Consider the following 25087-nt stretch of genomic DNA (forward strand, 5'->3'; position numbering starts at 1 on the left):
GTAAAACTTATTAATATTCATTAAATTGCTGTTAAAGGAAGTTGGTTGGCGTATGATTATTAGTCACCATGAGTGGCTTATAACGCCGGTGGAACCAAACTTCATATTGGCGAACTAATTCTAAGAGATGGATTTCTAATGGCTGCTAAATTCAACTTACATCAAATCTATGATCACAATCTCAATTTCCTTCTTGGTGCGGGTGCTTCGGTAGGTTTTTTGCCAACACTAGCATTAGAAATTAAAGATGAGCATGGAAATAAGCAAACATTTGAAACGTTGGCAAAGCATTACGAAGATGATGCACAAATGACAACCATGCTTTTTATGTTGTATTACCGAGAGTGCATCAAACCTGGTTTACCAACACCGCCACCTAGACCCCCAAGATTACCTCAAAAAGAAAAAGTTATTCACGAATATAAGCGGTTCATCTTTACTTTGATTCAGGTTTTGAATAAACAGAAACCAACTGCCAAGCGAGCCAATATTTTTACTACTAACTACGATAATTGTCTTGAAATCGCCAGTGAAGAGTTAATGGCTGAAAAGAAATTTCAGTTTGACGTAAATGATGGGGGAGCAGGATTTCAAACTCGGACATTTCATACAAGAAACTTTAACAATCGTATAGTAAATAAAGGGATACTAGACCGTCATGATCAATTCCTTCCTCAAATAAACTTATTGCATGCTCATGGCTCAGTTAATTGGGAAAAGAATTATAAAGGTGATATTGAAATTAACTACGCTGCTAGCAACTACTTTTTCAACTTCAATGAAAAGGAAACTCAGATTCTAGATGAATGCAAGGATATTCTTTACGATAAAACGAAGACACTAGTTGATCTAGATGCAAATATTGAAGAATATGATGATCTTTCTGAATTAAGAGCTGATGAGTTTTGGCGAGGTTATGACCAGATGCCAATTGTTAACCCTACAAAGTGGAAATTTCATGAAACGGTGTTCGAAGATGCTTACTACCAAATACTTAGACATTTGAGCTATGAACTTGAACGGCCACAATCAGTGCTTATCACTTTTGGATTTTCATTCGCCGATGAGCATATCCTTAGCCTCGTTCAGCGTGCATTGTCAAACCCATCTCTTACAGTATATGTTGTGTGCTATAGCAAACATGGCAAAAATTCGATGGAACAATTGTTTGGTCAATACCCTAACGTAAAATACATTTTCTCTGAGGACCAAAATTTAGACTTCGAGTTATTAAATGATGAGTACTTCACTATTTTCAAGCCTAAGGATGTTGTAGATGAGAACGTAATTAAGATGCCTGAAGTTATTGGTGGAAAGCAATGAGTATTGAAGTCGGTGAAGTGATCTCAGTTAAGGGTACTAATATCATTGTAGAGTTGTATGAAGAATCTAATATGGAAACTCTGTTTTATAATGGAGAAAGGTTTAGTGGCGTTTCAATTCAGGAGTTTATATTGATTCGTCGTGGTTTCAAGGATATTGTGGCTAGGGTTCAAGGTGAATATCTTGATGAGCGATTTAAAGATGAAGAGAACAATTTCTATATTCGGAAGGTAGAGCTGATACCAATCGGTTATTTCGAATTTGACGAATTTCACGAAGGTATAAAGCATCTTCCGATGATTCGCGATATTGCATATCTTATCAGTGAATCGCAAGTTAAATCTATTTTTGGAAAGCCCGATGAAAGCTTCATTGTCGGCGAGACACTTACAGAAGAAATTCCTGTTTCTTTGCCTTGGCAGAAATTATTCAATACCCATATTGGTGTGTTTGGTAATACTGGGAGTGGTAAATCAAATACTCTCACCAATCTTTATACCATTTTATTTAAAAATAAATTGGATAAATTTAGAGATAATAGTCACTTTGTTATTTTGGATTTTAACGGTGAATATACGAAGAATCAGTTGATCTCAGAAGGTGCGAATAAAAAAGTATATCAACTCGATACTCGTACAGGCGATGGTGATAGATTTCCATTAACCAGTGATGTGTTTTGGGATGATGAGTTATTCGGTATTTTATTCAAAGCAACAGAGAACACTCAAAAGCCATTTCTTAGTCGGATAGTATCAGGTAGAAACAAGTATAAAGATAGACCTGATAGTTTGCAGATATACGTGAAGTTAACGGTTGAACGAGCATTAACTAGTATAGCTCAAAAAAAAGAGTTTGTAGACCTTATCAGTACAATATCTAAGCTAGTTAAAGCGAAAGGTTTAGAGCTAAAAGTTAAAGAACTCGGATGGCATGGGCAACAATCGAAATTGTATTTTCCAAATTCAAATGAGTATTTAAGTGGCGGAATTAACGACAGTGCATATAGAAATAATTTTCAAAATCTTGTACAAAATCTAACAATAAATAAATTATCACCTTTCAATGAATTGATGTTGAGGATAAATACCCAACTACTAGCTGACCTTATTAGTGGATTTGTTCAATTTGAGCATATTCAGCCTTTACTTAAAAGGGTTGATGCATCACTAACGGCTCTTGATCGAGTCTTTAATGTTAGTGATGAAGAAACTGAAAGCAGATTACTTTCGGTTATTTCTCTTCGTAAAACAAACCAAGAAATTAAAAAGGTTCTACCGTTGTTACTTGCCAAATTTTATTATGGTATTCATAAGAAAAAAGTCATTAACCAGAGCCCTCCGAGGAAGACTTTTCACTTGATAGTGGATGAAGCACATAACATTCTCTCTACTCAGTCAAATCGTGAACACGAGAGTTGGAAAGATTATCGGTTGGAGTTGTTTGAAGAAATCATCAAGGAGGGTCGTAAATTTGGATTTTTTTTGACGTTATCAAGCCAAAGGCCAGCTGATATTTCTCCTACGATTATGTCGCAGCTACATAATTTCTTTATTCATCGGCTAGTGAATGATCGCGATCTAAAACTGCTTGAGAATACAATTAGTTCTTTAGATGGACTGTCTCAACAGTTGATACCAAATTTGTCTAAGGGATGTGCTGTTGTAACAGGGACTTCGTTTGATATTCCTATGGTTGTTCAGTTTTATGAAATGAAAAAAGAAAGCAGACCTGACAGCGATGACATTGATATAGGCTCGCTTTGGAATTAGGAACTGTATGTTTATGATAATCTTGAAAGTGATATTAGCATTAAAAGTAAGTAAAACTGTCAGTTGTTTAGTTTATTGGCTGCTCTAAGTATCTGTAGTGTTCTGCCGATGTGAGAATTTACTACTGTTCCAGGCTCAGGGGGAGCTATACCATCGATGATATCATTTAAGTCTTTGCAGCCAATTTTGCATATTTTCAACTTCTTATCTCTAAAAACCTGCTGTATCACAGGTAGCTCTATCCATTCACTCGCAATTTCTTTGTTTTTGGATTTAATGCATAAAACATAATACTCAATCTGTTTGGCGTGGGGATTTTCTTTAAGTAATTTTGCTATAAATGCATCAGTCCATTTTTCAGATGTAAGCTCTCTAAAATGCTTCCAGATTGGTTTACCTCCATACATAGATTGTCTGCCTTTTTCATCATTCAATTTTTCAAGAAACTTTCGGCAATCAAATCCGTCGAGCCATGACTTACAATTAAATACTTTTATTGTGTCTAAGTTGTTAATATTTATTGAAATTATGTCAATATCTGAGTGTATCTGATCTTGGTTTTGATTGTATGCTTTCGAAGTCGGTAACGGGCGATACTTGAGGTTAGTTTTGATGAATGTTCCTGGGTTGCTCAGCAACCAGTCTGCTCCGATTTGCTCAAGAATGTCTTCTGTCATGATTTCAACTTCTCGTCTTGATAAAACATAAATTTCTAAGTTATCTGAAGGTTATATCTATTTCCACGATCTGAGTAGAAAATTAAAGGGAAAATACTGATGCGTAGATAGTGGTCGGTTCGTTGTCAGCGTGACATGTGTAATAGATACGTTGATGTGTGAGGTGTTTAACCTGGAGAAACATTGTGAAATGGTTTCTGTAGACGTTTCTAAACAAACTCCTAAGCTTGCACTGACTTATTCATTAGTGGTACAACAAGGGGGTCATCAACAAATTTTTCTACCTCAGTCAGAACTAGGGTAAAGAAATTGAAGGTAACCCTGTAACCCCCGCAATGATAACTTGTGAACTCGGCCAGGCCCGGAAGGGAGCAACCGCAGCAAGCGACTCGTGTGCCGGGGTGTCGGCTCTAGGGGAACCTCCAAATCTCCTCATCATGTTTTACTATTCTTTATCTTCAATCCGAATCCATTATCTCTAACAACTTAAGCTCATTTATTTAGCCAATTCTGCTGGATTCAGTCGTATCTGCTGAATTCAGTCGTAAAAGCTTATGGTAAATCGATGTAGTGATGCCATTACCGCGCGACTTAGCTGTCGGCTTCTTCCTGCTGCATTCTTTTTTGTAGATTCTGTTTAAGAAAGGCACGAGATTTTTCTAATGCGGCTTGGATTTCTCGTTTCATTTCTTGTAACTCGTTGTAATCTTCGAAGAAATAGGTATCTACTAGGTGGCGAATATAGCGTACTGGCAGTTGATTAAGCGTAACACAGCAGAGATCGGCTAAATAATCCTCCGGCAATTCATCCATCAGGCCTTCATCGGATAACATTTCCATTAAGAGAACTTCGTAATAGTTACGGATTTCGAGTTGCATCGCTGTGCTCCATGATGATTTTTATTGAGTTTGCTACCACAAATGGTTGGCTGCAATAAAAAGTTGGCTATGTCTTTGGCTTAATTGTAGTTCGTCTCGGCTGTAGCCGCCGCCAATTACCGCCGCAACAGGAATATTTGCCGCTTTTGCCATAGATAACACGGTTAAATCACGTTGATACAAACCCTGCTTGCTGATCATTAGGTGGCCTAAGTCGTCATCTTGGTGGATATCGACGCCAGCGTCATACAGGATGAGATCCGGCTGATGGAGGCGAATCAGCAGTTCGAGAGTCTGCTCGACGGTTTCCTGGTAAGCGCTATCATCCGAACCCTTAGTCAATTCAATATCATAGTGGGATTGCTGTTTGCGACTCGGGAAATTCTCTTTGCAGTGGATGGAGCAACTTATTATACCTTGATGCCTGTGGCTAAGGGTGGCGGTGCCATCGCCTTGGTGCACATCACAGTCAAAAATCAACACTTTATGTAACTGCTGCTCGGCCATCAGTTTGCGAGCGGCAATAATTAAGTCATTGAAAATACAGTAGCCACTGCCAAAGTCATAATGAGCATGGTGATAGCCACCCGTTAAGTGAAGGGCGATACCCGTTTGTAGTGCCAAGCTTGCGGTCAAACTCGTCCCCGATACCGAATGCAAGGTGCGCTCAACCAAGGCTTCACTCCATGGAAAGCCGATGCGTCTTAAGGCCGGACTCGCTAAGCTGCCTTGGATAAATTGTTCGACATAATCTTGCTGATGCACCTGTATAACATCTTCAGCCGTCATGGGGGAGGGAGTATGAAATTGAGCCGGTACAGCCAGTTGATTATCGAGCAGATACTGGTAAAGACGCGCGTATTTTGTAGTGGGAAAGCGATGGTGGGAGGGTAACGCCAGCTTGGAGTAGCTGGCGTGATAAACCAATGGGATCATCTTGATTAGAGTTGAGAAATCGCCCAGCTCATAAACTCTTTACGTGTTTTCTCATCGGCCTGTAACCACCAGTATTGCAACATTTGCTGTGGATTCGCACCAGCTGCTTTAGATGTATCAACTGGAGCGGTTAATGAGGTGGCGTTAACGGCTGCCTGCGCCGAAGTGGGTGCTGGCGCGGCAACAACCGCCGCTGTGCCTGCTGCGCCCGTTGCTGCGGCGGCAGTACCTGACACATCTACCGCTTGATTACCGCTAAAGAGACGGGAGACAAAGCTCTCTTCTTCAATATCGGTGTTTGTCACTTGGTAATTCACCTGACCTTTATCAGCACGGGTTAACACCACTTGTGGGTTTTGAGCGAAGGTTTTAGGCTTTTTAACGACCTTGCCCTCGGCGGCTTGCAAATAATATTGATGATCGCCGTCCACTTCTAAGGTCACGATAAAAGGCGATGACTTAACGAAGGTTTGGCTGTCACTGAAATCGTCTTCAACCATCTCATGGTAACGGATTGCGATTTTGTGAGTGCCGGGCGCCAACTCTAAGCTGCTTTTATGGTTGAATACACTGGACTCGACTTTTTTGCCATCGAGGGCAAGGTATTCGAAGGACATAGGGATATTCAGATCTGCGGCAAAGGCTGAGGCAGAGCCGAGTAGCACTAGCAGGCTGCTGATTGGCAAAAGTGATTTCATTGTTGCTCCTTAACGATTATGGCTCTGATGCGGACGTTCGAATGCTTGAATGCGATCTTCAATATAACTGATGGCTTGCCTGCATTTACCCAAACGACGATGCATCAAAAGGATGTCATTTTGCAAACGGATTTTGTCAGCACTATGACAGTTTTCAAGTTTTGACTCCATTTCTGCAATTTTTTGTTCAAATTTCTTCGCCCAATTCAGATGCTTGTTTAATTCGGCATAGATTTCGTGGCTATTTTGTAACACATTGCTGGCAATCCAAGCAAACCCGCTGGCTTGGTGCGACTGTGCCTGTTGCTGTGCAAAACGCGCGCGCTTACTGGCACGTTGTTGATTTTTAGACTTTATATCGATTGAGGTCGTCAGTAGCGCCCGTTTAACCGCGGTAAAGCGGTCTTGAATACGCTCACAGCTTAAGGCGATGGTTTGCGGCGCGAGTTTTAGTGCGATTTGTTTCTCTAACTGACCGATACTATTACGTATTTGTTCAATGCAGGGCATCAGCTGAGCGCCATTTTGAATAAACAGCGACTGATTAAAGCGCTCAATATCCTGCAGGAGTTTGCGCTGACTCGGCGCAAGGTGACTGTCGTGTTGCAGCACTTCTTGCTCAAGGGTTGTTAGCTGATTTTTCAACGTGCTGATTAGCTGCGAAGTGTTCAAAACCATGCGCTCCACGCCAGATTAGCGGCAATTGACAGGACAATTAATATAAACAAAGGCCGAATAAAAGGCATACCAAATTTTATCGCGCAGCGGGCGCCGATAAAGGAGCCGAGCATCATAGATAACCCCATCCACAGGCCGATTTGCCAATGGACTTGCCCAAGAAAGCCAAAGATCGCCAGCGCCGTCAAGTTACTGGTAAAGGTCATGGCCCTGGCAAGCGCGCAGCTATGCAACAGCGGTAATTTGTATAAAGTGCCTGAACTCACAGTCCAAAAGGCGCCAATGCCTGGGCCTGCAAAACCATCATAAGCACCCAGCAAGAGCCCTTGCAGACTTTGTTTGAGCTTAGATTGAGCTTTTGTTGGTGCCTGGCAATCGGTATCCGAGATAGCATTGGGGCTCAGCAAGCTGTATATCGCGATGCCAATAATCAATAGTGGTAAGGCTTTTTCAAGCCACTGGGCATTTAATAAGTACACCAACACACTGCCAAGTACCGCGCCAATAAAGGTGGCGATAAACGCCATATACCAAAAACTGGGTTTGAGCAGATGTTGTCGATAATAGGTCCAAGCTGCCATGGATGAGCCAAAACTGGCGGCAAATTTATTGGTACCTAAGGCGGTGTGGGGCGGGATCCCGAGGGTGAGCAGGGCAGGAATGGAGAGCAGGCCTCCACCACCGACTACGGCATCGATAAAACCTGCAATTAAGCCAATGACAGCCAACAGGGCCCAATTACTGGGCTCGAGTAACAACTCCAAATCTTAATCCTACTCAATGACTCGTCTAAAGGGGGGCAGAGCGTCTAGCAAGGATTTGCCGTAACGTTTGGTCACTAATCGTCTATCAAGGATAGTGACTCGGCCATAATCCTGCTCTTTACGCAGTAATCTACCACAACTTTGGATAAGCTTTCGCGATGCATCTGGAATGGTGAGTTGCAGAAACGGATTTCCGCCCTTTATTTTCACATACTCGGCATGGGCTTGCTCGACGGGCGAGGTCGGCACGGCAAAGGGCAGTTTAGTGACGATGAGGTTGGTGAGGTAATCCCCAGGTAAGTCTAAGCCTTCAGAAAAACTGCCGGTGCCGAACAAGATACTCGGCTCACCTTTGTCGCACTTGGCTTTGTGGGTCTCAAGCAATTGTTGGCGCGGGGCATTACCTTGAATAAGAATTTCCTGCGTGAGTTTGCCCTCGAGCAACTCGGCGACTTTCTCCATTTGCCAGTAAGATGCAAACAACACTAAGGTGGCCATTTCGCCTTCAATCAGCTCCAAAATGTGTTCGGCAAGCTCAGCGGTATAGGCATCGTCCGTCGGCTCGGTTTTCATCTTAGGTAAGTAGAGCGTGGCGTTATTCGGATAATCGAAGGGGGATTGCAGGGCGAGATAACGACTGCCGTCCTTTACCGATAATCCCACTTGATGGGCGAAATGGTCGAAGTTATTCAGCGCCCGAAGCGTTGCACTACATAGCACGACGCCAGCCGCCTTTTGCCACAGCATAGACTCGAGCATAAACCCGACTTCAATCGGTGAGGCGCTAAACAGATAATCGACCTGTTTGCCTGTGAGCAATTCAATCCAGCGGGCGAGGGGCGCGCCTTTCGTGGAATCTTCCTTTGCCATCATTTTCCAGAGCTTTTGTAGATTTTCGAGTCGCTGCAGCATAAAACCCATTTCGGCCTGTAACGCTTCCGCTTGATGCTTAGGAATATCGCCATCTTTTATCGCCTCGGCCAGCAATAATTGCATCTTGTTAAATTGCTTAAGGGCAAGATTAGAGGTGGCCGCGAGATTCTCGGCGGGAATTTTTAGTGCATCGGGCAATTTACCGTGTTCGAACCGATAGCGGCTCTCGGGATTGGCAAACTGTTTGGTTTGAGTGTCACAAAAGTGGGCGACTTGATTGAGCTGAGCGATTAAGTCACCGATATGATCCTGCATCGCCTGCGCTGGGGCGATAATATTGTTGCTCTTTATCTGATTTTGTAATTTTGCGCTGGTCTTACCGACTTTTTCGAGCCAGTCGGCAGCGCCCCTAAGCGTCGCCTGTGCACTAGAAAAGTCCCGGGCAACGATAGGTAAGTGGTGAGCTTCGTCAATGACGTAAAAAACGTCTTCGGGATCGGGCAAAATCACCCCGCCGCCGAGCTCTAAGTCGGCAAACAGCAAACTGTGGTTGGCGATCAGTACATCCCAGGTATCCACATCCTCGCGGGCCTTGTGAAACGGGCAATTACGATGACTGGCGAGTTGCCGATGACAACTGTGTTTATCGCAGGCGATTTGCTGCCAGAGATGATCCGGTATCGGTGTCGATAGCGTATCGATTTCACCGTTCCAGCGGCCTTCATTAAAGTCGCTGAGCAGCTCCTGCAGCATGGCTATTTGGCTGTTATCCGGCTTTGTTTGCCACATGGCCATTTGGGTACTGTTATCATCGCCGATCAGCATGGCAAGTTTAGATAAACAGACATAACGCTGGCGCCCTTTTACCAGACCAAAGCGAAAGTTTAGCCCTGATTGTTCGAGAAAAAACGGTAAGTCTTTGTGCAGTAACTGCTCCTGCAGCGCCACGGTTGCCGTGGCGATACAGACCTTTTTCTTACTCGCGAGCGCAAGTGGTATCGTGCCTAAAATATAAGACAATGATTTACCAATCCCCGTACCCGCTTCGACCACTATGATGCGTCTATCTTTGTCATAGTCGCCAGCTAGGGTCTTAGAGATTTCTGCCACCATAAAATTTTGCTCGCGGCGTGGCCTAAAATTAGGTAAAGCGGCGGCAATATCTTTATAGATAGCGCGGATCTGGTTTTTTACGTTGTCAGGTAACATGCGGCACTACTTTATCGAATTAATGCTGTACATAATAACAGTGATTGCATAGCCTAAGAAACTTTTCTGCCATTTTATGGCAATTTTATTCTGTGTCCCGAGAATCAATAAACAGCGAGAGCCTTAGAGTGAAACCGCAGTTGAATCCCCCCGAGAGTCTGACGCCTGACACGGCTGCGCCTGTGAGTGTACAGGGACGCGTCCTCACGCGCCATGCTATAACGCGCGGTGCAACGCTTGTGTTGCAGTATTATCTCGCCACCGTTTCAGGCCCTGTGTTGGTGGAGTTACCTGGCTCTGAGTACATTTGTTTTTGTCATCAAAGCGATATGGCGGCATTGCAGTTACAAACGCCGGGGCTGGCACTACGCTTTGTGCCGCTTACGCTTAAAAGCTTTAAAAGACAAAGCGTGGCGGCGATTTATGCTCCATCGAGTAGTGTGTTTCGTCACTTGCATCGGATAGCGACAGATGCGGGGATCCCCTTATTTGAGGCGGATATCCGTCCCGAGCAGCGCTTTTTAATCGAGCGCTTTGTGGCGCTCGATGTGGCATTTTTAGGGCATTTTGTTAGCAAAGTAGGCATAGATGGACAGTTGTCTGTTTTTAGCGCCATCCGCGCCAAAGCGGTTGCGCCGCAGTCTGCAATTAAACTGCGCTCTATCTCCCTCGATTTTGAATGCAGTTTTGACGGTTTACTCTATTCCGTGGCCCTTTATGGACGCGATGCGCAATCTCAGCCCTATGAGAAAGTTATTATGGTGGGCGAGGCGCAGCCAGATGCTGCAATCTATATCGAATGGGTGAACGATGAGGCCGCACTTATCCATCGTCTCATCACCTGGTTTACAGAGTTTGATCCCGATGTGATCATTGGTTGGTCGGTGGTGACCTTTGACTTGGCCCTGCTATATCGACGTGCGTTACTGCACCGGATCCCGCTGCGTATTGGTCGAGGTGGCGCGCTCCTTGAGTGGAAAGTTGAGAATAAATTTCGGCCAGAAACCTTAAGTTTGCCAGGGCGTGTGGTGCTCGATGGTATCGATTGGTTAAAGGCGGCCTTTTATCAATTCGAGCGTTTCTCCTTGGAGTTTGTCGCTCAAGCGTTGCTGGGCGAAGGCAAAGCGATTCACGATGTGGAAAATCGATCCCAAGAGATTGATTCGTTATTTGCCGAAAATAAACAAGGGCTTGCTCACTATAACCTGACTGATAGTCGCTTAGTGTGGGATATTTTTGAACATACTCAATTGTGGGATTTTGCCCTCGCTCGCGCCGAGTTAACGGGGTTAGAACTGGGGCGCGTAGGCGCCTCGGTCGCCGCATTCAACCACTTGTATCTACCGCATTTACATAGAGCGGGTTTCGTCGCGCCCGCTGAGCCTGCCAGTCAAGGGATTGAAAGCCCAGGCGGTTATGTTATGGATTCTGTCCCTGGTTTTTATCAGCATATTTTAGTGTTTGACTTTAAAAGCCTTTATCCATCGATTATCCGAACTTTTTTGATTGATCCTAAGGGGTTGATTGAAGGTTTAGATTATGAGGACGGATCTGCATTAGATGAGCCTGAAACTGTTCCGGGTTTTTTGGGCGCGCGTTTTAATCGGCATCAACCTATTCTGCCCAAACTCATCCAAAATCTCTCAGAGCAACGTGAGAAAGCTAAGCGGGAGGCGAATGCGCCTTTATCGCAAGCGATTAAAATCATTATGAATTCGCTATATGGGGTTTTAGGCTCCCAAGGCTGTGTGTTCCACGATGCGAAACTGGCAAGCTCCATCACCATGCGCGGTCATCAAATTATGAAACAAACCCGCGCGTGGATTGAGGAGATGGGCTACCAAGTCATTTATGGGGATACGGACTCCACCTTCGTCTATTTAGGCCCAGAACCCGATCTCAGTGATATTAATGCCTTAGGTAAGCAGATTGCCGCGCGAATGAATCAGCAATGGCAAAGTAAAATTGCGCAGGAGTTTCAGCTAGAAAGTTTTCTCGAGCTGCAATTTGAGCGCCACTACGAACAGTTTTTTATGCCGACCCTGCGGGGCTCGGAGGAGGGGAGTAAAAAGCGCTATGTTGGAGCTTGGCGTAACCATAGCGGAGCGTTAGAAATCACTTTTAAGGGAATGGAGCAGGTTCGTAGCGATTGGAGCCCCTTAGCCCGCAAGGTGCAGGCTGAACTCTATGAGCGCATGTTTAACCAACGGGATATTAGTGGTTATTTGGCTGATGTTATCGGCGAACTTCAAGCGGGCAAGCGCGATGATGAGCTTGTGTTTAGTAAGCGTATGCGCCGTAATTTAGACGAATACACGGCTAAGTCTTCTCCCCATGTGAAAGTCGCGCGCCAGCTTTGTGAATTAACAGGAAAGTCATCCTTTGGCAAGCGAGGGGCACAGATTGATTATGTGATTACTGTAAACGGTCCTGAACCCGTTTCGCATAGATCGTCTACAATTGATTATCAGTACTACATTGATAAGCAAATTGGCCCTATTGCAGAGCCTGTTTTTTCAATAATGAAACTAAATTACACCAGCATTACGTCGAATCAGCTGTTGTTAATTTAGTGTTTTCATTGTGTGTTTTGTGTTTTGTTTGCGGGTCTTTGTAGTGTTTTAACCTGTTTTATAGAGGTTAAACCCGCTGTTTTTGTGATGTTTCTCTACATAATCTTTAGGTTTCGCTTGGAGAGTGTAATGAAAATTTGCTACTCTCACTGGGAAATTGTAAGGAAATATAACAACGGAATGACGTTGATAAAACATAAACGAAAAGGTTAAGCACCAAATGAACAAAACGTTAGTAGCAACTGCGCTAGCAGCACTCTTTCTCGCCCCAACTGTATCTGCAATCGAAATCTACAAAGATGATAAAAATGCGGTAGAAATCGGTGGCTTTATCGATGCGCGCGTAATCAACACTCAAGGTGAAACTGAGGTTGTTAATGGTGCTTCTCGAATTAATTTTGGTTTCAGCCGTGAGTTAACCCACGGTTGGAACGCCTTTGCTAAATTGGAATGGGGTGTGAACCCTGTTGGCAGCAGCGATATTGTCTATAACAACCGCTTCGAATCTGTACAAGATGAGTTTTTCTACAACCGCTTAGGTTACGCGGGCATTAGCCACGATGAGTACGGCACTATCACTATTGGTAAGCAATGGGGGGCTTGGTATGACGTGGTTTACAACACCAACTACGGTTTTGTATGGGATGGTAACGCGGCTGGTGTTTACACTTTTAACAAAGACGACGGTGCAGTAAACGGCGTTGGTCGTGGTGACAAAGTTGTTCAATACCGTAACAGCATTGGTGATGTGAGCTTCGCGGTTCAGGCGCAATTAAAAAACAGCAGTTTCTATACCTGTGATATCGAAAACATCACAGAAGCAGCCTGTGAAGTGGAATGGAACGCAGGTAAGAAAGAAGCGCAACAAGTCACTTATGATTACACCTATGGCGGCTCTGTAACTTACAAAGCGACAGATAAGCTAAGCTTGATGGCGGGTATTAACCGCGGTGAATTTGATATTGCCTATGGCAATGGCGATCAAAAAACCGCTGTTGATCTGATCTACGGCGTGGGCGCAACTTGGGGCGACTTCGATAAAGATGGCTTATATGTTGCGGCCAACGTTCACAAAGAAGAAAACCATGATACCGACAACATTGGCCGCTTGATCAAAGATGCCTATGGTGTTGAAACTTTAGTTTCTTACAAGTTTGACAATGGTCTGCGTCCATTTGTGTCTTACAACATTCTGGATGCAGGTAAAGACTATGTTATTCAACCCAACTTTAATGCCGATCCTAACGATGTGTTCAAACGTCAGTTTGTAGTTGTAGGTTTACACTTTGTTTGGGATCCAAACACGGTTCTGTATGTTGAAGCACGTAAAGATTACAGCGACTTTACCAGCTCAGATCAAGCGCAAGAAGCAAGAATGTCATTGTCAGAAGACGACGGTATCGCCATTGGTATCCGCTATACGCTTTAAGCCTCAACTGTTTATCTAGAAACTAGATAACTAAAAGTTAACAAAAAACGCCAGTCAGCAATGACTGGCGTTTTTGTTTTTACCGACGCTTCCTCAGTTCTCTTATGATTACCTTGTCTTCATTTTGTTTTATTTGTTTATTTTATGTTGATTAAAGGTTTTATATGTGATTTTATTGTTTTCGCTGAGTGCTCCGTAGTTTTTCGAGGTACTCCTGTTTGAAACTGCTTATTAAATAAGCGGATTATAATAAAGACATAATATGTCCAGGGAGATAGACAATGCATAAGAATAACTTTTTAGCCAAGTCTGTGCGTTTCGCATTGATTGGTGGCGTAGCTGCAACTGCGCTAAACGTGCCATTAGTGATGGCTGCTGATGAAGTCGGCGCTGATAAAGTAGAACGTATTGAGGTAACAGGTTCTCGTCTTAAAAGAACTGACTTAGAAACTGCAACTCCAGTAACCACTGTCACATCAGAACAAATTGCAAGTCTTGGTGTTCAGGATATTGGTGAATTTTTACAATCGACATCTGTTATGTCTGGCTCACCAATTGCGACAACTACTAACAACGGTGGTAATGGTGATGCATATGTTGAATTAAGGGGCCTAGGAGCATCTCGTACGTTGGTGCTTATTAATGGTCGCCGTCCAGTTTCATCAGATATGCAAGGTATTCCTGCATCAATGATTGAGCGTGTTGAAATTCTGAAAGATGGTGCCTCAGCTACTTATGGTGCAGATGCTGTTGCTGGTGTAGTTAACATTATTACTAAGCGTGATTTTGATGGCGTAGAGTTTAATGCTCAGACCAAGCAGAACTTTGATGTAAGTGCTGGTGAACAAACAAGCTTCAGTTTATTAGCTGGTAAGAAATTCGATTCTGGTCATTTCGTTGTAAACCTCGATTATGTTAAGCAGGATGAAGTTTATCAAGGTGATGTAACTGATATCGACTTTTTCCAACATCCATGGAATATAGATGATCCAGAAAGTTTTGCTCAAAACGGCTTAATTCCACCAGGAAGAGATGGTGCGAACGCTTTTGATGCTGGTAGTTCGATTATCCCTTGCGGTAACTTTTTCCTCTTTAGCCAATCAGGTTCATTTACAAATGGTACCTGTCGCGATAATGGTGATGTGGGTTCAGGCGTTGCTACATTAAGTGATATGAGGAAGTATTCTGGTGCAACAGATACTTATAACTATAATCCAGTAAACTACTTACAAACACCGTACGAAAAGATAAACTTTTACGTTGATGGTAGTGTAGAGCTAAATGATTCAGTAACTGTTTATTCTGAAACTCGCATAAACAAACGTAATTCTCGCCAAGAATTAGCGGCAGTTCCATTTAACACGGGTACAGATCCAGGTTACACTGTTATTAACCCGACGACAGGTATTGCTTCAAATGGTGTATCTAAAGACAACTATTACAACCCATTCGGTGAAGATGTAAGACAAGCTCGTCGTCGTATGATTGAAGGTGGTCGTTCATTTGAGCAGGATGTGCTTCGTGCTCAGCAAGTTATAGGTACTGAGATTGCTCTAAACGACACTTGGTCTTTAGATGTAAACTATAACTATGGTATTGAACAAATCCAAAGCACTGACTTTGGTCAATTGTATGGTCCTAACTTAGCTAAGGCACTTGGCCCATCTTTTGAGGATGCAAATGGAAACATCGTCTGCGGTACAGCTGATAACCCAATTGCTGACTGCGTTTCTCTAAACTTATTCGGTGGTGCTGGTAGTATTACTCAGGAGATGTTAGATTACATTACCTCTCCTTTAGTCGATACTTCTAAATACACTCTCGATACATTTACGGCATTCTTAGGTGGTGACATTTTTGATTTGCCAGCTGGCTCTGTAAGTGGTGGCTTTGGTTATGAATATCGCTCTGAGAAATTAGTTTCTCAAGTGGATTCAGGAAAGTACATGGGCCAAGTGTCTGGTAACAAAGGTCAGGGGACTTCTGGTTCTTTCTATGTGAACTCGCTTTTTGCTGAATTCCGTGTGCCATTGCTAGAAGGTTTACCAGGTGTTGAACGTTTAGAAATGCCTGTAGGTATTCGTTATGATAACTTCAATACCTTCGGTGGTGCGACAACTTACCAAGCTGGTTTAGAGTGGGCTATTTTCGATGGTCTGCTTGCCCGTAGTACATATGGTACAGTATTCCGTGCTCCTACGATTAGTAACCTCTATTCACCTGGTGGTGATTCCTTTAATGCAGGTACAGATCCTTGCCGTATAAACAACTGGTCAAATCTCACTGCGGATGCTCAAGCGCGTTGTATGGCCGATGGAGTTCCTGCTGGCGGCTTAAATAACGATGACCAACAGCAACTGGCTAAAGTTGGTGGTAACCCTGAGTTAGAACCTGAAGAAGGTGATACTTTCACTGTTGGGGTTGCCTATTCTCCTGACTTTATTGAAGGTTTAGGCCTTACTTTAGATTATTGGGCTGTAGATATTGATAACGTTATTACAGCAATCGATCCAATTGATTCTCTGGATGCTTGCTATATTGGTGGTTTGGATACTTTATGCCAAAACGTTAATCGTAAGTCCGATGGATCGATTGATTATATCGAAGCTCGTAACACAAACTTAGCTCGCATGACTGCAAAAGGTGTTGATTTTGAAGCTAATTATGCATTAGAAACTGGTTTTGGTGACTTCAGCTTCAATTTTGTGTGGACGCATTTCCTTGAACGTGGCGAAAACTCTTTCGAAACAACTGAAATGCCTGATGGCACCGTGGAATATAGCTATGGCTTTGGTGATGTAGCAGGTACGTTTATTAACGATACTAGCTATGCTAAAGACAAGTGGAACTTCACGACCGCGTACAAACTTGATGATTTAACTGTAACGTACCGTACTAACTATATCTCTAGCATGACTTATCAAGATCTAACTTACTGGACCAAGTCAGATTTACTAGGTGAGTATGGTTACTTACCAACTTATAAGATCCCAAGTGTGATGTATCATGATTTAACTGCAAGTTATGCATTTAAAACTAATACAACAGTTACTCTTGGTGTGACTAACTTGTTCAATGAAAAGCCTCCATATATTGAAACAGGCTTCAATGCTAATACAGACGAAAGTACGTATCGTTTATTTGGACGTAGCTGGTTCTTAAACCTGAATCAGAAGTTTTAATTTAGCTCTCTAATTCAGAGTATTAGTCAAATCTAGGTGCGCTCGGGAAATATCCTTGGGCGCACTTTTATTAAGTTCGGCATTAAAAGCTGCATACCTACAGATAGTTTAATGGCAATAAAAGTAGTACCTGTCAAATATTTTTAAGCTGAATTTTCTCATATTCACCAACTGCATTTACTCCCTTTGACTCAGTTTGTTTAAAAAAACACCTTTCGTAAAAAAATTCATAACTAAGACTTCTTTACACTAGTTTTTACGTGTCCCGAATGTTGACACAGGTCAACATTTTGTGAAATGATGCCAGCGGGTCTATGCCTGTAAAGGCATAGGAAAGGGAAGAAAAAACTAAGAATCACAAGAGAAAGATGGACTTACAGTAAGCATTTACTAAAGTAAGTCTTGCTTAAAGTGATGTTGCTGTTAAGTTAACTTTTTTATTCACTTCAAATTGGTTGGGAACTATGTCCAAGGTAAGCAATAGAACAAAAATCGCTACTGCACTTGTTGGCGTGCTGGCATTAGCGAGCAGCAACTTAGTAGTTGCAGATCCTCTTACCGACGTGCAAAAAGCGGATAGTATGATCCATGCTGATGCTGCTGCGTCGCAAAAGAATGTTGATAAGTATTTCGATCAAGCACAAGACATGCTTTTTGAGTATGGTTCTGTTGCTGATGAGCGTGAATCACTGAAGTCCTATAACGATTACGTTGCCAGCTTAGTCGCTGACCAACAAAAAACGATGGACGCGATTCAAACTGACATTAACGGCGTAGATAAACTGCGTCAGGGCGTTGTGCCTTTAATGTTTAAAATGGTTGAGTCTTTAGAACAGTTCGTTCAATTAGACCTGCCATTTAACTCTGAAGTTCGCGCTAACCGCGTTAAAGAGTTAAAAACACTGTTAAACACTGCTGAAGTAACTTTAGCTGAAAAATACCGTTTGATTCTGGATGCGTACAGCATCGAGCGTGAATACGGTAGTGCTGTTGCAGTTAACCAAGGTAAATTGACCTTAGACGGTAAAGAAGTATTAGTAGACTTCTTTAACTTAGGTCGCGTAGCTCTTTATGCTCAGAGCTTAGATCAAAAGACTGGCTGGATGTACAACCCAGAATCTAAGGGTTGGGATAAGTTAGATGACAGCTATTTGCGTGAACTGACCAAAGGTATCCGCATTGCCCGTAAACAAGGCGCTCTAGATCTATTCGCGTTACCAATTCCTGCTGCGGAGACTGCACAATAATGAAGAAGTTAATTACTACAGCTGTATTAGCTGCAAGTTTTTCTTTAACTGCTGGTATGGCTAGCGCTGCTGATGCGCCTAAGACCATCGATCAATTATTGCAGCAAGTTAAAGTTGATCGCGCTGCTGAAGGCAAAGTTAACAGCAAACGTGAACAAGAGTTCCAAGCTGAGCGTGGCGATAAAGCGGCTCTGTTAAAGCGTGAAAAAGATGCTTTAGCGGCTGAGAAGCAACGCGGTAAAGACCTAAACCAAGCTTTCTTAGACAACGAGCGTAAAATTGCTCAGTTAGAAGAAGACCTGAAAACTGCTCAAGGTGACTTGGGTGAGATGTTCGGTGTGGTTAAAGGTGAAGCGGGCGATTTCGCTGGTAAATTAGCGAGCTCAAACGTAAGTGCTCAATACCCAAATCGCGATAAGTTCATCGCTGATTTAGGTGCGCGTAAGCAATTACCAAAAATCGAAGAGTTAGAGCAATTCTGGCAAGAACAATTATTCGAAATGGCACAATCTGGTAAGGTTGTTAAATTCGAAGGTTCTGTAACCGGTATCGATGGTAGCGTTAAAAACACCACGATTCACCGTATCGGTACTTACAACTTAACTGCTGATGGAAAGTATGTTGTTTACAACCCTGAATTAGGTTTAATTCAAGAGTTATCACAACAGCCAGAAGGCTACCAAGTTAGTGCAGTAGGTAAGTGGGAACAAACTACTTCTGGTACTGCACCATTCTACATCGACCCAGCTCGTGGCGTTCTGTTAAACATCTTCACTAACAAAGCAAGCTTTGAAGATCGTTTAGAAGCGGGTGGTACAATCGGTTACATCATTATCGCTCTGTTAGCATTAGGTCTGTTGATCTCTATCGAACGTTTAGTGACTATGACTATCATCGGCGCTCGTGTGAACAGCCAACGTAAGAACATTGATAAGCCAGGTAACAACGCATTAGGTCGTATCCTGAAAGTGTATCAAGAGAACAAAGACGTTGACGTTGAAACATTAGAGCTGAAACTTGACGAAGCGATTCTGAAAGAAACGCCTGCGTTAGAGTCTCGCATTTCAATCATCAAAGTTCTGGCTGCTATCGCCCCTATGATGGGTCTGTTAGGTACAGTAACCGGTATGATTGCAACCTTCCAAAGTATCCAATTGTTCGGTACTGGCGATCCAAAACTGATGGCTGGCGGTATTTCTATGGCGCTGATCACTACAGTTCAAGGTCTGGTTGCGGCTCTGCCTCTGATGTTAATGCACGCAGTTGTTGTTGCTCGTAGCAAGTCAATCGTGCAAGTTCTGGAAGAGCAAAGTGCTGGTATCATCGCAGCGCACGCTGAGAAGAGGGCTGACTAATGATGATTCACCTGATGGACATATGGGATTCCGTCAGGGGCTTCATGGCCTCCGGAGGCGACGTCCTCTGGTTAGTAGCGTTTGTGCTGTTCTTAATGTGGGTATTGATGCTTGAGCGTTACTGGTATCTTAATTGGATATCACCAAAGCAACATAAAGCAATCATAGCTGCATGGGATGCTAGAGAGGAAACTACCTCTTGGTATGCACACCGTATCCGTGAAGCTTGGCTGTCCCAAGCGAAGCAAGATTTGAATGCACGTATGCTGGTCATTAAAACCTTAGTAGCGATTTGTCCTATGATAGGTTTGTTAGGTACTGTTACCGGTATGATTTCAGTGTTCGATGTGATGGCAGTTCAGGGGACGAGTAATGCTCGTTTAATGGCGGCTGGTATTTCAATGGCAACAATGCCCACTATGGCGGGGATGGTTGCAGCATTATCGGGAGTATTCTTCAGTACTCGCCTTGATGCCAAAATGAAAATCAGCTTAGAAAAGCTAAAAGACAGCATGCCGCACCACTAGAGAGAGATTGAACATGGCACGTAAAAAGCATTCCAGTGTAGACGAGGAAGCGCAAATTGATATGACACCGATGCTCGACATCGTGTTCATCATGCTGATCTTCTTCATTGTAACAACGTCATTCGTGAAACCATCTGGTTTGGACTATAACAAACCAAAAGCTTCACAAGCGACTTCTAAGCCTTCGGCTAACATCTTTATCGGCGTCAGCAAAACTGGCGTGATCATGATGGAAAACCGTCAGGTTGATATCGAGCGTGTAACTGCAAACGTTGAGCGTATGCTAGCTGAAGCGCCTGAAGCAGCAGTGCTGATCCAGGCCGACAAAGATACGCAACACGGCTTAGTTGTTAAAGTTCTAGACCAAGTCAAAGCGGCTGGTATAGATAAGATTTCGGTATCTGCGGGGAACGATTAATATGCTAAGAGCACTAGTATCAATCATTATTGGTGCTGCTGTGACTTTTGGTCTGTTCGCTTTTATGGCGTTCTTGGTCGGTGGTGGGGCGCAACGCGCTGAAACATCGGCCGAGACCCCTGTAATTGAAATCACCATGGATAGACAGGATGCAAAAGCACAGAATAAGCCAAGGGTAGTGCCTAAGCCGCCACCACCACCAGAGCAACCACAGAAGCCTGATACTACGCCACCAGACACTTCATCAAATATTGATACGTCTATGTCGTTCAATATGGGTGGGGTTGAAGCCGGTGGTCACAGTGCCGGTGGTTTCAAATTGGGTAATATGATGACGCGTGACGGTGATGCAACACCTATCGTCCGTATCGAACCACAATATCCAATTGCTGCGGCGCGTGACGGTAAAGAAGGTTGGGTACAATTACGCTTTACGATTAACGAATTAGGTGGTGTAGATGACGTTGAAGTTATCCAAGCTGAACCTAAACGTTTATTCGACAAAGAAGCAATCCGTGCACTGAAAAAGTGGAAGTACAAGCCTAAGATTGTTGATGGCAAGCCACTTAAACAACCAGGCATGACAGTACAACTAGACTTCACTTTAGATAAAGGAGGCAAATAACAATGCGTAATGCAAATAAAATCGCAGTTGCGTTATTACTGTCTCTTTGTGGTGGTGCCTTATCTGTTTCTTCAGCTGTTGCAGCTGAGAAATGTGAAATCGATAAGCGCCAATCTAAAGCGGTAGGTGAAAGTGCTGCCAAGAAGGTTCAGAAATCCTTTGAAGCTTACACCAATGGCCAGCTTGATGAAGCGATTGCCGTATTGTTGGAAGCCAACCCAAAGAACGATTTCGATAAAGCGTATGTTGCGCGTATGCTCGGTAACTTCTATGCCGAAAAAGGCAAGATGGATACTGCGATCAAGTACCTGAAACAAGCCGTCGAAGCGGATATTTTAGGTGGAACAGATCACGCGGCTACACTGCGCCTCTATGCCGACTTGTTGCTACAAGAGAAGAAGTTTAAGGAAGCGATTCCTTACTATTACAAGTGGATGGACTTCACTTGTAAGGCTGACTCTCAAATGTATCGTCGTATCGGTATTGCTTACACAGAACTGAAACAGTGGGACAAAGTGATTGAAGTGGCTGATAAAGGTCTTTCACTCGCCGAAGCTCCTGATAAAGGTCTGTATCAGATGAAACTGACGTCTTACTTCAACCAGAAGAAGTATAAAAAAGCCGTTGGTGTGTTAGAAGTCATGGTGCCGTTATTCCCGGATGATGGCAGATTATGGGTTCAGTTAGCACAGTTTTATCTGATGGTAGAAGACTATGATAAGTCGCTAGCGACTTATGATTTGGCTTACCGTAATGGTTTCTTGGATTCTGGAGCTAACATCACTCGTTTAGCTCAGCTGATGGCACAGAAAGGTGCACCATATCAAGCAGCTAAAGTATTCCAAAAGAACATGAAGTCTGGCCTCATCACTGAAGATGCTAAATCTTACGAGATTTTGGCTGGTTTCTACCAAAACGCGAAAGAGTTCAAAGAAGCTGCTGAGTTTTATGGAAAAGCGGCTGCTATCAATAACGATGGCAAGCTGTACCTGAAACAAGGTCGTTTACTGAGCTTGAATGAGAAATACTCTGAAGCGATTCCAGTGCTTGAGAAAGCCATCTCTTTAGGTATTGAACATCCTGGTGAAGCAAACTTCGAATTGGCGCTAGCCCATTTAAGTTTGAAACAGTACAAGTCAGCTTATAACCGCGCTGTATTAGCCGCGAAGGATAAGAAGACTGAGAAGAGTGCAAACAGCTATATCGCTTATATCAAAGAAAAAGCGCGTATGCACAACGTCGAACTGTAATTCACTGTATTCGCAATGCAGATCTAAAAAGCCCCGTAAGGGGCTTTTTCTTTATTGAAGCTTTACTAACACCTGCGATTGTTGCTGATTGCGTTCGAGTTCGAGTGACAGTTTTGAGACATTGTTAAATAAGGATTCGATACGTTTTTCTTGGGTGGGTAAGCACAGGCAGGCTGCGAGTTTATAATCGATTTTCAGTTTGTGATTTTTACCAAATTCTTGATTAAATTCTTGAATATGTTGTTCGATACGTTTTAACACCACCTCAGTACCTTCCTCATCAATATTGAAAAGTCCCAAAGCAAAATGGTTGTGATCTAACCTTGCAATCAAATCTGTCGCCCGTAGCAGTGCTTCTTGTACCTGTTTAGTAAAGAATTCGAGTAAATGGGGTTGTTTGACGGTTTCATGAATGTGAGGGCACAGATACAATAACGCCAAGCTTTGTTGCTCGCGTATGTGCCTGTGCCACTCTCGGTTGAATACTTCCATGAAATAGGTTTGGTTATAGACCCCTGTTTCAGGATCCCTAAAACCTGAGTTACGAAATGAGTAGATCATAGATGAATCCCGTAAGCAGACTTTGAACTAAGTATAGGAAGAGTTTGGCTATCACGGACCCAAAAGGAGAAATATAAAAGATGAAATTAAGTTTATTAGCGGGAACGATAGCGTTAGTGTTTGCTTTACAAGGCTGCTCAAAGCCTGAGACAACGGCTGCGGTACAGGAAGGTTCGACTCAAGCCGCTCCGGCGCAAACTGAAGCTCAAACCGCTGAGTCTAAATACGCTGCCTTAGTCGATGCCTATTTTAAAGATTACTTAAAGTTAGAGCCGATTTACGCCACTTTTGTCGGTGTTAATGATTACAACGCGCAGTTTGGTGGAGACTTAACCGAGGAATATCTTAAGGCGCGTCATGTTCTTAATACCCGTTATTTAGCGCAAGTGAGGGCAATTGATCTTGAGCAATTGCCAGCCGATTTACAACTCAGCTATGCGCTGTTTGTGTATGACCGCGAAATGGCCTTAGTGGACGAAACCTTCCCATCACGCTTTATGCCGATCAGCCAGTTCTACAGCACAGTGATCACTATGGTGCAACTGGGTAGCGGTGAGAGTGCGCAGCCCTTTAACACAGTACAGGATTATCGCAACTGGGAGCAGCGTGTTAACGGCTTTATCGATTGGATCCAATTGGCCGAGAATCGCATGAATGAAGGTATTGCCAGTAAGGTGGTGTTACCTCGCGTGTTAGTTGAGCGGATTATTCCACAGCTTGATGCCATGCTTACTACGGATGCTAGCCAAAGCATTTTCTATTCACCGATTAATCACTTTCCAGAAGGGTTTTCGGACCAAGATAAGGCTGAGCTAACGGCAAGTTATCAGGCGATGATTAATGAGCGTTTAGTGCCAGCATTAACGGGGCTGCGCGATTACTTCAAGCAGACTTATTTGCCTAAGTCCCGTGCAACGGACGGTTGGTCTGGTCTGCCAAACGGTAAGGCTTGGTATCAGCATTTAGCCAATTCACATACCACCACAACCATGCCAGTGGATGAAATTCATCAAATCGGTCTGAATGAGGTTGCGCGCATTCTTTCTGAGATGGACAAAGTCCGTGAGCAGGTGGGTTTTAAAGGAGATTTAAAAGCCTTTTTCGCCTCTTTATCGTCTGAGCCACAATACTTCTATAACGATCGCCAAGGCCTAATCGATGGCTATATGGTGTTAAAAGATAAGATTAACCAAGTATTGCCACAGTATTTTAATGTGATGCCAAAGGCCGACTATGTGGTTAAACCGGTTGAAAGCTTTAGAGAGCAATCGGCTGCAGGCGCATCCTATGAATCACCGGCTGTGGATGGGAGTCGTCCAGGGGTGTTTTATATCAACACCTATAATCTAAAAGCTCAGCCGAAATGGGGCATGACAACGTTATCATTACATGAGGCCGCGCCTGGTCACCATTTCCAAATCGCCATTAAGCAGGAGTTAACAGGTGTTCCTGAGTTCCAACGTTTCAGTGGCTATACAGCCTTCGAAGAGGGCTGGGCGCTGTATGCTGAATACTTAGGCATCGAAATGGGGCTCTTTAGCGACCCTTATCAATACTTTGGTAAGCTGTCAGACGAAATGCTGCGTGCGATGCGTTTGGTGGTGGATACGGGATTACATGCCAAAGGCTGGAGCCGTGAGCAAGCGATTCAATATATGAAGGATAATTCGCCCATGGCCGAGTCGGATATTATTGCTGAGGTTGAGCGCTACATGGCGATTCCGGGTCAAGCGCTTTCCTACAAAGTAGGTCAGCTAAAAATCCTTGCCCTACGTGAGCGTGCTGAAAAAGCCCTAGGTGATAAGTTTGACCTAAAAGCCTTCCATGATCAGATCCTCACCTCTGGCTCACTCCCTATGGCGGTGATGGAGCAGAAGATAGACCGCTGGATTGCGGCGACTAAGGCTTAACAGTGAGTCAATTATGCTGCGCCGTTATCGATAACAAAATCGATCGTGGCGCAGTTTAAGACTTTTTAATTAAACAGAGGCTTTGTTTCCTAAATCAGTTGAACTAAAACCATAGCTGGTGATCTGATCGACATAGCCCATCAACTCGCCCATCAATCGTGTCAAAACCTCAATATAAAACAATCAACTGGAAGCAATACAATC

Annotated in this window: 20 protein-coding genes and 1 other RNA gene; 13 read left to right on the plus strand and 8 right to left on the minus strand. The window is 43.5% G+C overall.

From position 1 onward, the window contains the following. Positions 1-138: 138 nt before the first annotated feature. Positions 139-1323 carry an SIR2 family protein gene (locus B5P39_RS05585; protein WP_088210785.1) on the plus strand — a complete coding sequence of 395 codons (1185 nt, stop codon included), beginning with the start codon at positions 139-141 and terminating at the stop codon, positions 1321-1323. After that, positions 1320-3092 carry an ATP-binding protein gene (locus tag B5P39_RS05590; protein ID WP_088210755.1) on the plus strand — a complete coding sequence of 591 codons (1773 nt, stop codon included), beginning with the start codon at positions 1320-1322 and terminating at the stop codon, positions 3090-3092. The genes B5P39_RS05585 and B5P39_RS05590 overlap by 4 nt, the downstream gene beginning before the upstream one ends. 59 nt (positions 3093-3151) lie before the next feature. Here the strand turns inward: B5P39_RS05590 and B5P39_RS05595 are convergent, their stop codons facing one another. Next, positions 3152-3769 (minus strand): hypothetical protein, encoded by a 618-nt coding sequence (locus B5P39_RS05595; protein WP_088210756.1) that lies wholly within the window; start codon positions 3767-3769, stop codon positions 3152-3154. A gap of 324 nt (positions 3770-4093) precedes the next feature. On the opposite strand from B5P39_RS05595, the gene ffs reads away from it, so the two are divergent. Next, an RNA gene (ffs, locus tag B5P39_RS05600) (signal recognition particle sRNA small type) lies at positions 4094-4178 on the plus strand. Between the two features lie 182 nt (positions 4179-4360). Here ffs and B5P39_RS05605 read toward each other — a convergent pair. Genes B5P39_RS05605 through dinG form a run of 6 tightly spaced genes read right to left on the minus strand, consistent with a single transcriptional unit; the run spans position 4361 to position 9806 of the window. After that, complete coding sequence (locus tag B5P39_RS05605) at positions 4361-4648, minus strand: late competence development ComFB family protein (protein ID WP_011717528.1); 288 nt, start codon at positions 4646-4648, stop codon at positions 4361-4363. Positions 4649-4681: 33 nt separating this feature from the next. Next, the gene (locus tag B5P39_RS05610; RefSeq protein WP_088210757.1) at positions 4682-5584 is read right to left on the minus strand and encodes a histone deacetylase family protein; all 903 of its coding nucleotides are present in this window, start codon (positions 5582-5584) and stop codon (positions 4682-4684) included. 5 nt (positions 5585-5589) lie between these two features. Further along, on the minus strand, positions 5590-6282 hold the full coding sequence (locus tag B5P39_RS05615; RefSeq protein WP_011717526.1) for a DUF2057 domain-containing protein: 693 nt from the start codon (positions 6280-6282) through the stop codon (positions 5590-5592). A 9-nt stretch (positions 6283-6291) separates the two neighbouring features. After that, entirely contained in the window at positions 6292-6960 is a 669-nt protein-coding gene (locus B5P39_RS05620) for a primosomal replication protein (RefSeq protein ID WP_176399864.1), read from the minus strand. Further along, the gene (locus tag B5P39_RS05625) at positions 6951-7724 is read right to left on the minus strand and encodes a sulfite exporter TauE/SafE family protein (RefSeq protein WP_088210758.1); all 774 of its coding nucleotides are present in this window, start codon (positions 7722-7724) and stop codon (positions 6951-6953) included. Before B5P39_RS05625 ends, B5P39_RS05620 begins: the two co-directional genes overlap by 10 nt. Positions 7725-7733: 9 nt before the next feature. After that, on the minus strand, positions 7734-9806 hold the full coding sequence (gene dinG / locus B5P39_RS05630) for an ATP-dependent DNA helicase DinG (protein ID WP_088210759.1): 2073 nt from the start codon (positions 9804-9806) through the stop codon (positions 7734-7736). A gap of 140 nt (positions 9807-9946) precedes the next feature. Between dinG and B5P39_RS05635 the strand changes: the two genes are divergently transcribed. From B5P39_RS05635 to B5P39_RS05675, 9 genes are all read left to right on the plus strand, one after another. Continuing rightward, the gene (locus B5P39_RS05635; protein WP_088210787.1) at positions 9947-12379 is read left to right on the plus strand and encodes a DNA polymerase II; all 2433 of its coding nucleotides are present in this window, start codon (positions 9947-9949) and stop codon (positions 12377-12379) included. Positions 12380-12599: 220 nt separating this feature from the next. After that, positions 12600-13808: a porin gene (locus B5P39_RS05640; RefSeq protein ID WP_088210760.1), complete on the plus strand. Its 1209-nt coding sequence runs from the start codon at positions 12600-12602 to the stop codon at positions 13806-13808. Positions 13809-14089: 281 nt separating this feature from the next. Next, positions 14090-16990, plus strand: coding sequence for a TonB-dependent receptor domain-containing protein (locus B5P39_RS05645; protein ID WP_088210761.1), 2901 nt, complete (start codon positions 14090-14092; stop codon positions 16988-16990). Between the two features lie 464 nt (positions 16991-17454). After that, complete coding sequence (locus tag B5P39_RS05650; protein ID WP_011717519.1) at positions 17455-18237, plus strand: DUF3450 domain-containing protein; 783 nt, start codon at positions 17455-17457, stop codon at positions 18235-18237. Next, entirely contained in the window at positions 18237-19592 is a 1356-nt protein-coding gene (locus B5P39_RS05655) for a MotA/TolQ/ExbB proton channel family protein (protein WP_011717518.1), read from the plus strand. Before B5P39_RS05650 ends, B5P39_RS05655 begins: the two co-directional genes overlap by 1 nt. Beyond that, positions 19592-20119 (plus strand): MotA/TolQ/ExbB proton channel family protein, encoded by a 528-nt coding sequence (locus B5P39_RS05660; RefSeq protein WP_011626575.1) that lies wholly within the window; start codon positions 19592-19594, stop codon positions 20117-20119. Before B5P39_RS05655 ends, B5P39_RS05660 begins: the two co-directional genes overlap by 1 nt. Before the next feature lie 13 nt (positions 20120-20132). After that, complete coding sequence (locus tag B5P39_RS05665; protein WP_011623215.1) at positions 20133-20537, plus strand: ExbD/TolR family protein; 405 nt, start codon at positions 20133-20135, stop codon at positions 20535-20537. A 1-nt stretch (position 20538) separates the two neighbouring features. Continuing rightward, the gene (locus B5P39_RS05670) at positions 20539-21162 is read left to right on the plus strand and encodes an energy transducer TonB (protein WP_011717517.1); all 624 of its coding nucleotides are present in this window, start codon (positions 20539-20541) and stop codon (positions 21160-21162) included. 2 nt (positions 21163-21164) lie between these two features. Further along, positions 21165-22412 carry a tetratricopeptide repeat protein gene (locus B5P39_RS05675; RefSeq protein ID WP_011717516.1) on the plus strand — a complete coding sequence of 416 codons (1248 nt, stop codon included), beginning with the start codon at positions 21165-21167 and terminating at the stop codon, positions 22410-22412. 51 nt (positions 22413-22463) lie between these two features. On the opposite strand, the gene B5P39_RS05680 is transcribed toward B5P39_RS05675, so the two are convergent. After that, positions 22464-22973 (minus strand): diguanylate cyclase domain-containing protein, encoded by a 510-nt coding sequence (locus B5P39_RS05680; RefSeq protein ID WP_011717515.1) that lies wholly within the window; start codon positions 22971-22973, stop codon positions 22464-22466. 80 nt (positions 22974-23053) lie between these two features. Between B5P39_RS05680 and B5P39_RS05685 the strand changes: the two genes are divergently transcribed. Next, positions 23054-24883, plus strand: coding sequence for a DUF885 domain-containing protein (locus B5P39_RS05685; RefSeq protein ID WP_088210762.1), 1830 nt, complete (start codon positions 23054-23056; stop codon positions 24881-24883). Positions 24884-25087: the final 204 nt, after the last annotated feature.

The sequence above is a fragment of the Shewanella sp. Shew256 genome, from assembly GCF_002196695.1.
GTDB lineage: Bacteria > Pseudomonadota > Gammaproteobacteria > Enterobacterales > Shewanellaceae > Shewanella > Shewanella mangrovisoli.

What these genes read in the sequence shown, in the direction of transcription:
- B5P39_RS05615 (WP_011717526.1), bottom strand. Translation starts at nt 6,282, where the DNA reads ATGAAATCACTTTTGCCAATCAGCAGCCTGCTAGTGCTACTCGGCTCT.
- B5P39_RS05640 (WP_088210760.1), top strand. Translation starts at nt 12,600, where the DNA reads ATGAACAAAACGTTAGTAGCAACTGCGCTAGCAGCACTCTTTCTCGCC.
- B5P39_RS05620 (WP_176399864.1), bottom strand. Translation starts at nt 6,960, where the DNA reads ATGGTTTTGAACACTTCGCAGCTAATCAGCACGTTGAAAAATCAGCTA.
- B5P39_RS05650 (WP_011717519.1), top strand. Translation starts at nt 17,455, where the DNA reads ATGTCCAAGGTAAGCAATAGAACAAAAATCGCTACTGCACTTGTTGGC.
- B5P39_RS05660 (WP_011626575.1), top strand. Translation starts at nt 19,592, where the DNA reads ATGATGATTCACCTGATGGACATATGGGATTCCGTCAGGGGCTTCATG.
- dinG (WP_088210759.1), bottom strand. Translation starts at nt 9,806, where the DNA reads ATGTTACCTGACAACGTAAAAAACCAGATCCGCGCTATCTATAAAGAT.
- B5P39_RS05680 (WP_011717515.1), bottom strand. Translation starts at nt 22,973, where the DNA reads ATGATCTACTCATTTCGTAACTCAGGTTTTAGGGATCCTGAAACAGGG.
- B5P39_RS05605 (WP_011717528.1), bottom strand. Translation starts at nt 4,648, where the DNA reads ATGCAACTCGAAATCCGTAACTATTACGAAGTTCTCTTAATGGAAATG.
- B5P39_RS05670 (WP_011717517.1), top strand. Translation starts at nt 20,539, where the DNA reads ATGCTAAGAGCACTAGTATCAATCATTATTGGTGCTGCTGTGACTTTT.
- B5P39_RS05665 (WP_011623215.1), top strand. Translation starts at nt 20,133, where the DNA reads ATGGCACGTAAAAAGCATTCCAGTGTAGACGAGGAAGCGCAAATTGAT.
- B5P39_RS05595 (WP_088210756.1), bottom strand. Translation starts at nt 3,769, where the DNA reads ATGACAGAAGACATTCTTGAGCAAATCGGAGCAGACTGGTTGCTGAGC.
- B5P39_RS05645 (WP_088210761.1), top strand. Translation starts at nt 14,090, where the DNA reads ATGCATAAGAATAACTTTTTAGCCAAGTCTGTGCGTTTCGCATTGATT.
- B5P39_RS05655 (WP_011717518.1), top strand. Translation starts at nt 18,237, where the DNA reads ATGAAGAAGTTAATTACTACAGCTGTATTAGCTGCAAGTTTTTCTTTA.
- B5P39_RS05590 (WP_088210755.1), top strand. Translation starts at nt 1,320, where the DNA reads ATGAGTATTGAAGTCGGTGAAGTGATCTCAGTTAAGGGTACTAATATC.
- B5P39_RS05585 (WP_088210785.1), top strand. Translation starts at nt 139, where the DNA reads ATGGCTGCTAAATTCAACTTACATCAAATCTATGATCACAATCTCAAT.
- B5P39_RS05610 (WP_088210757.1), bottom strand. Translation starts at nt 5,584, where the DNA reads ATGATCCCATTGGTTTATCACGCCAGCTACTCCAAGCTGGCGTTACCC.
- B5P39_RS05675 (WP_011717516.1), top strand. Translation starts at nt 21,165, where the DNA reads ATGCGTAATGCAAATAAAATCGCAGTTGCGTTATTACTGTCTCTTTGT.
- B5P39_RS05685 (WP_088210762.1), top strand. Translation starts at nt 23,054, where the DNA reads ATGAAATTAAGTTTATTAGCGGGAACGATAGCGTTAGTGTTTGCTTTA.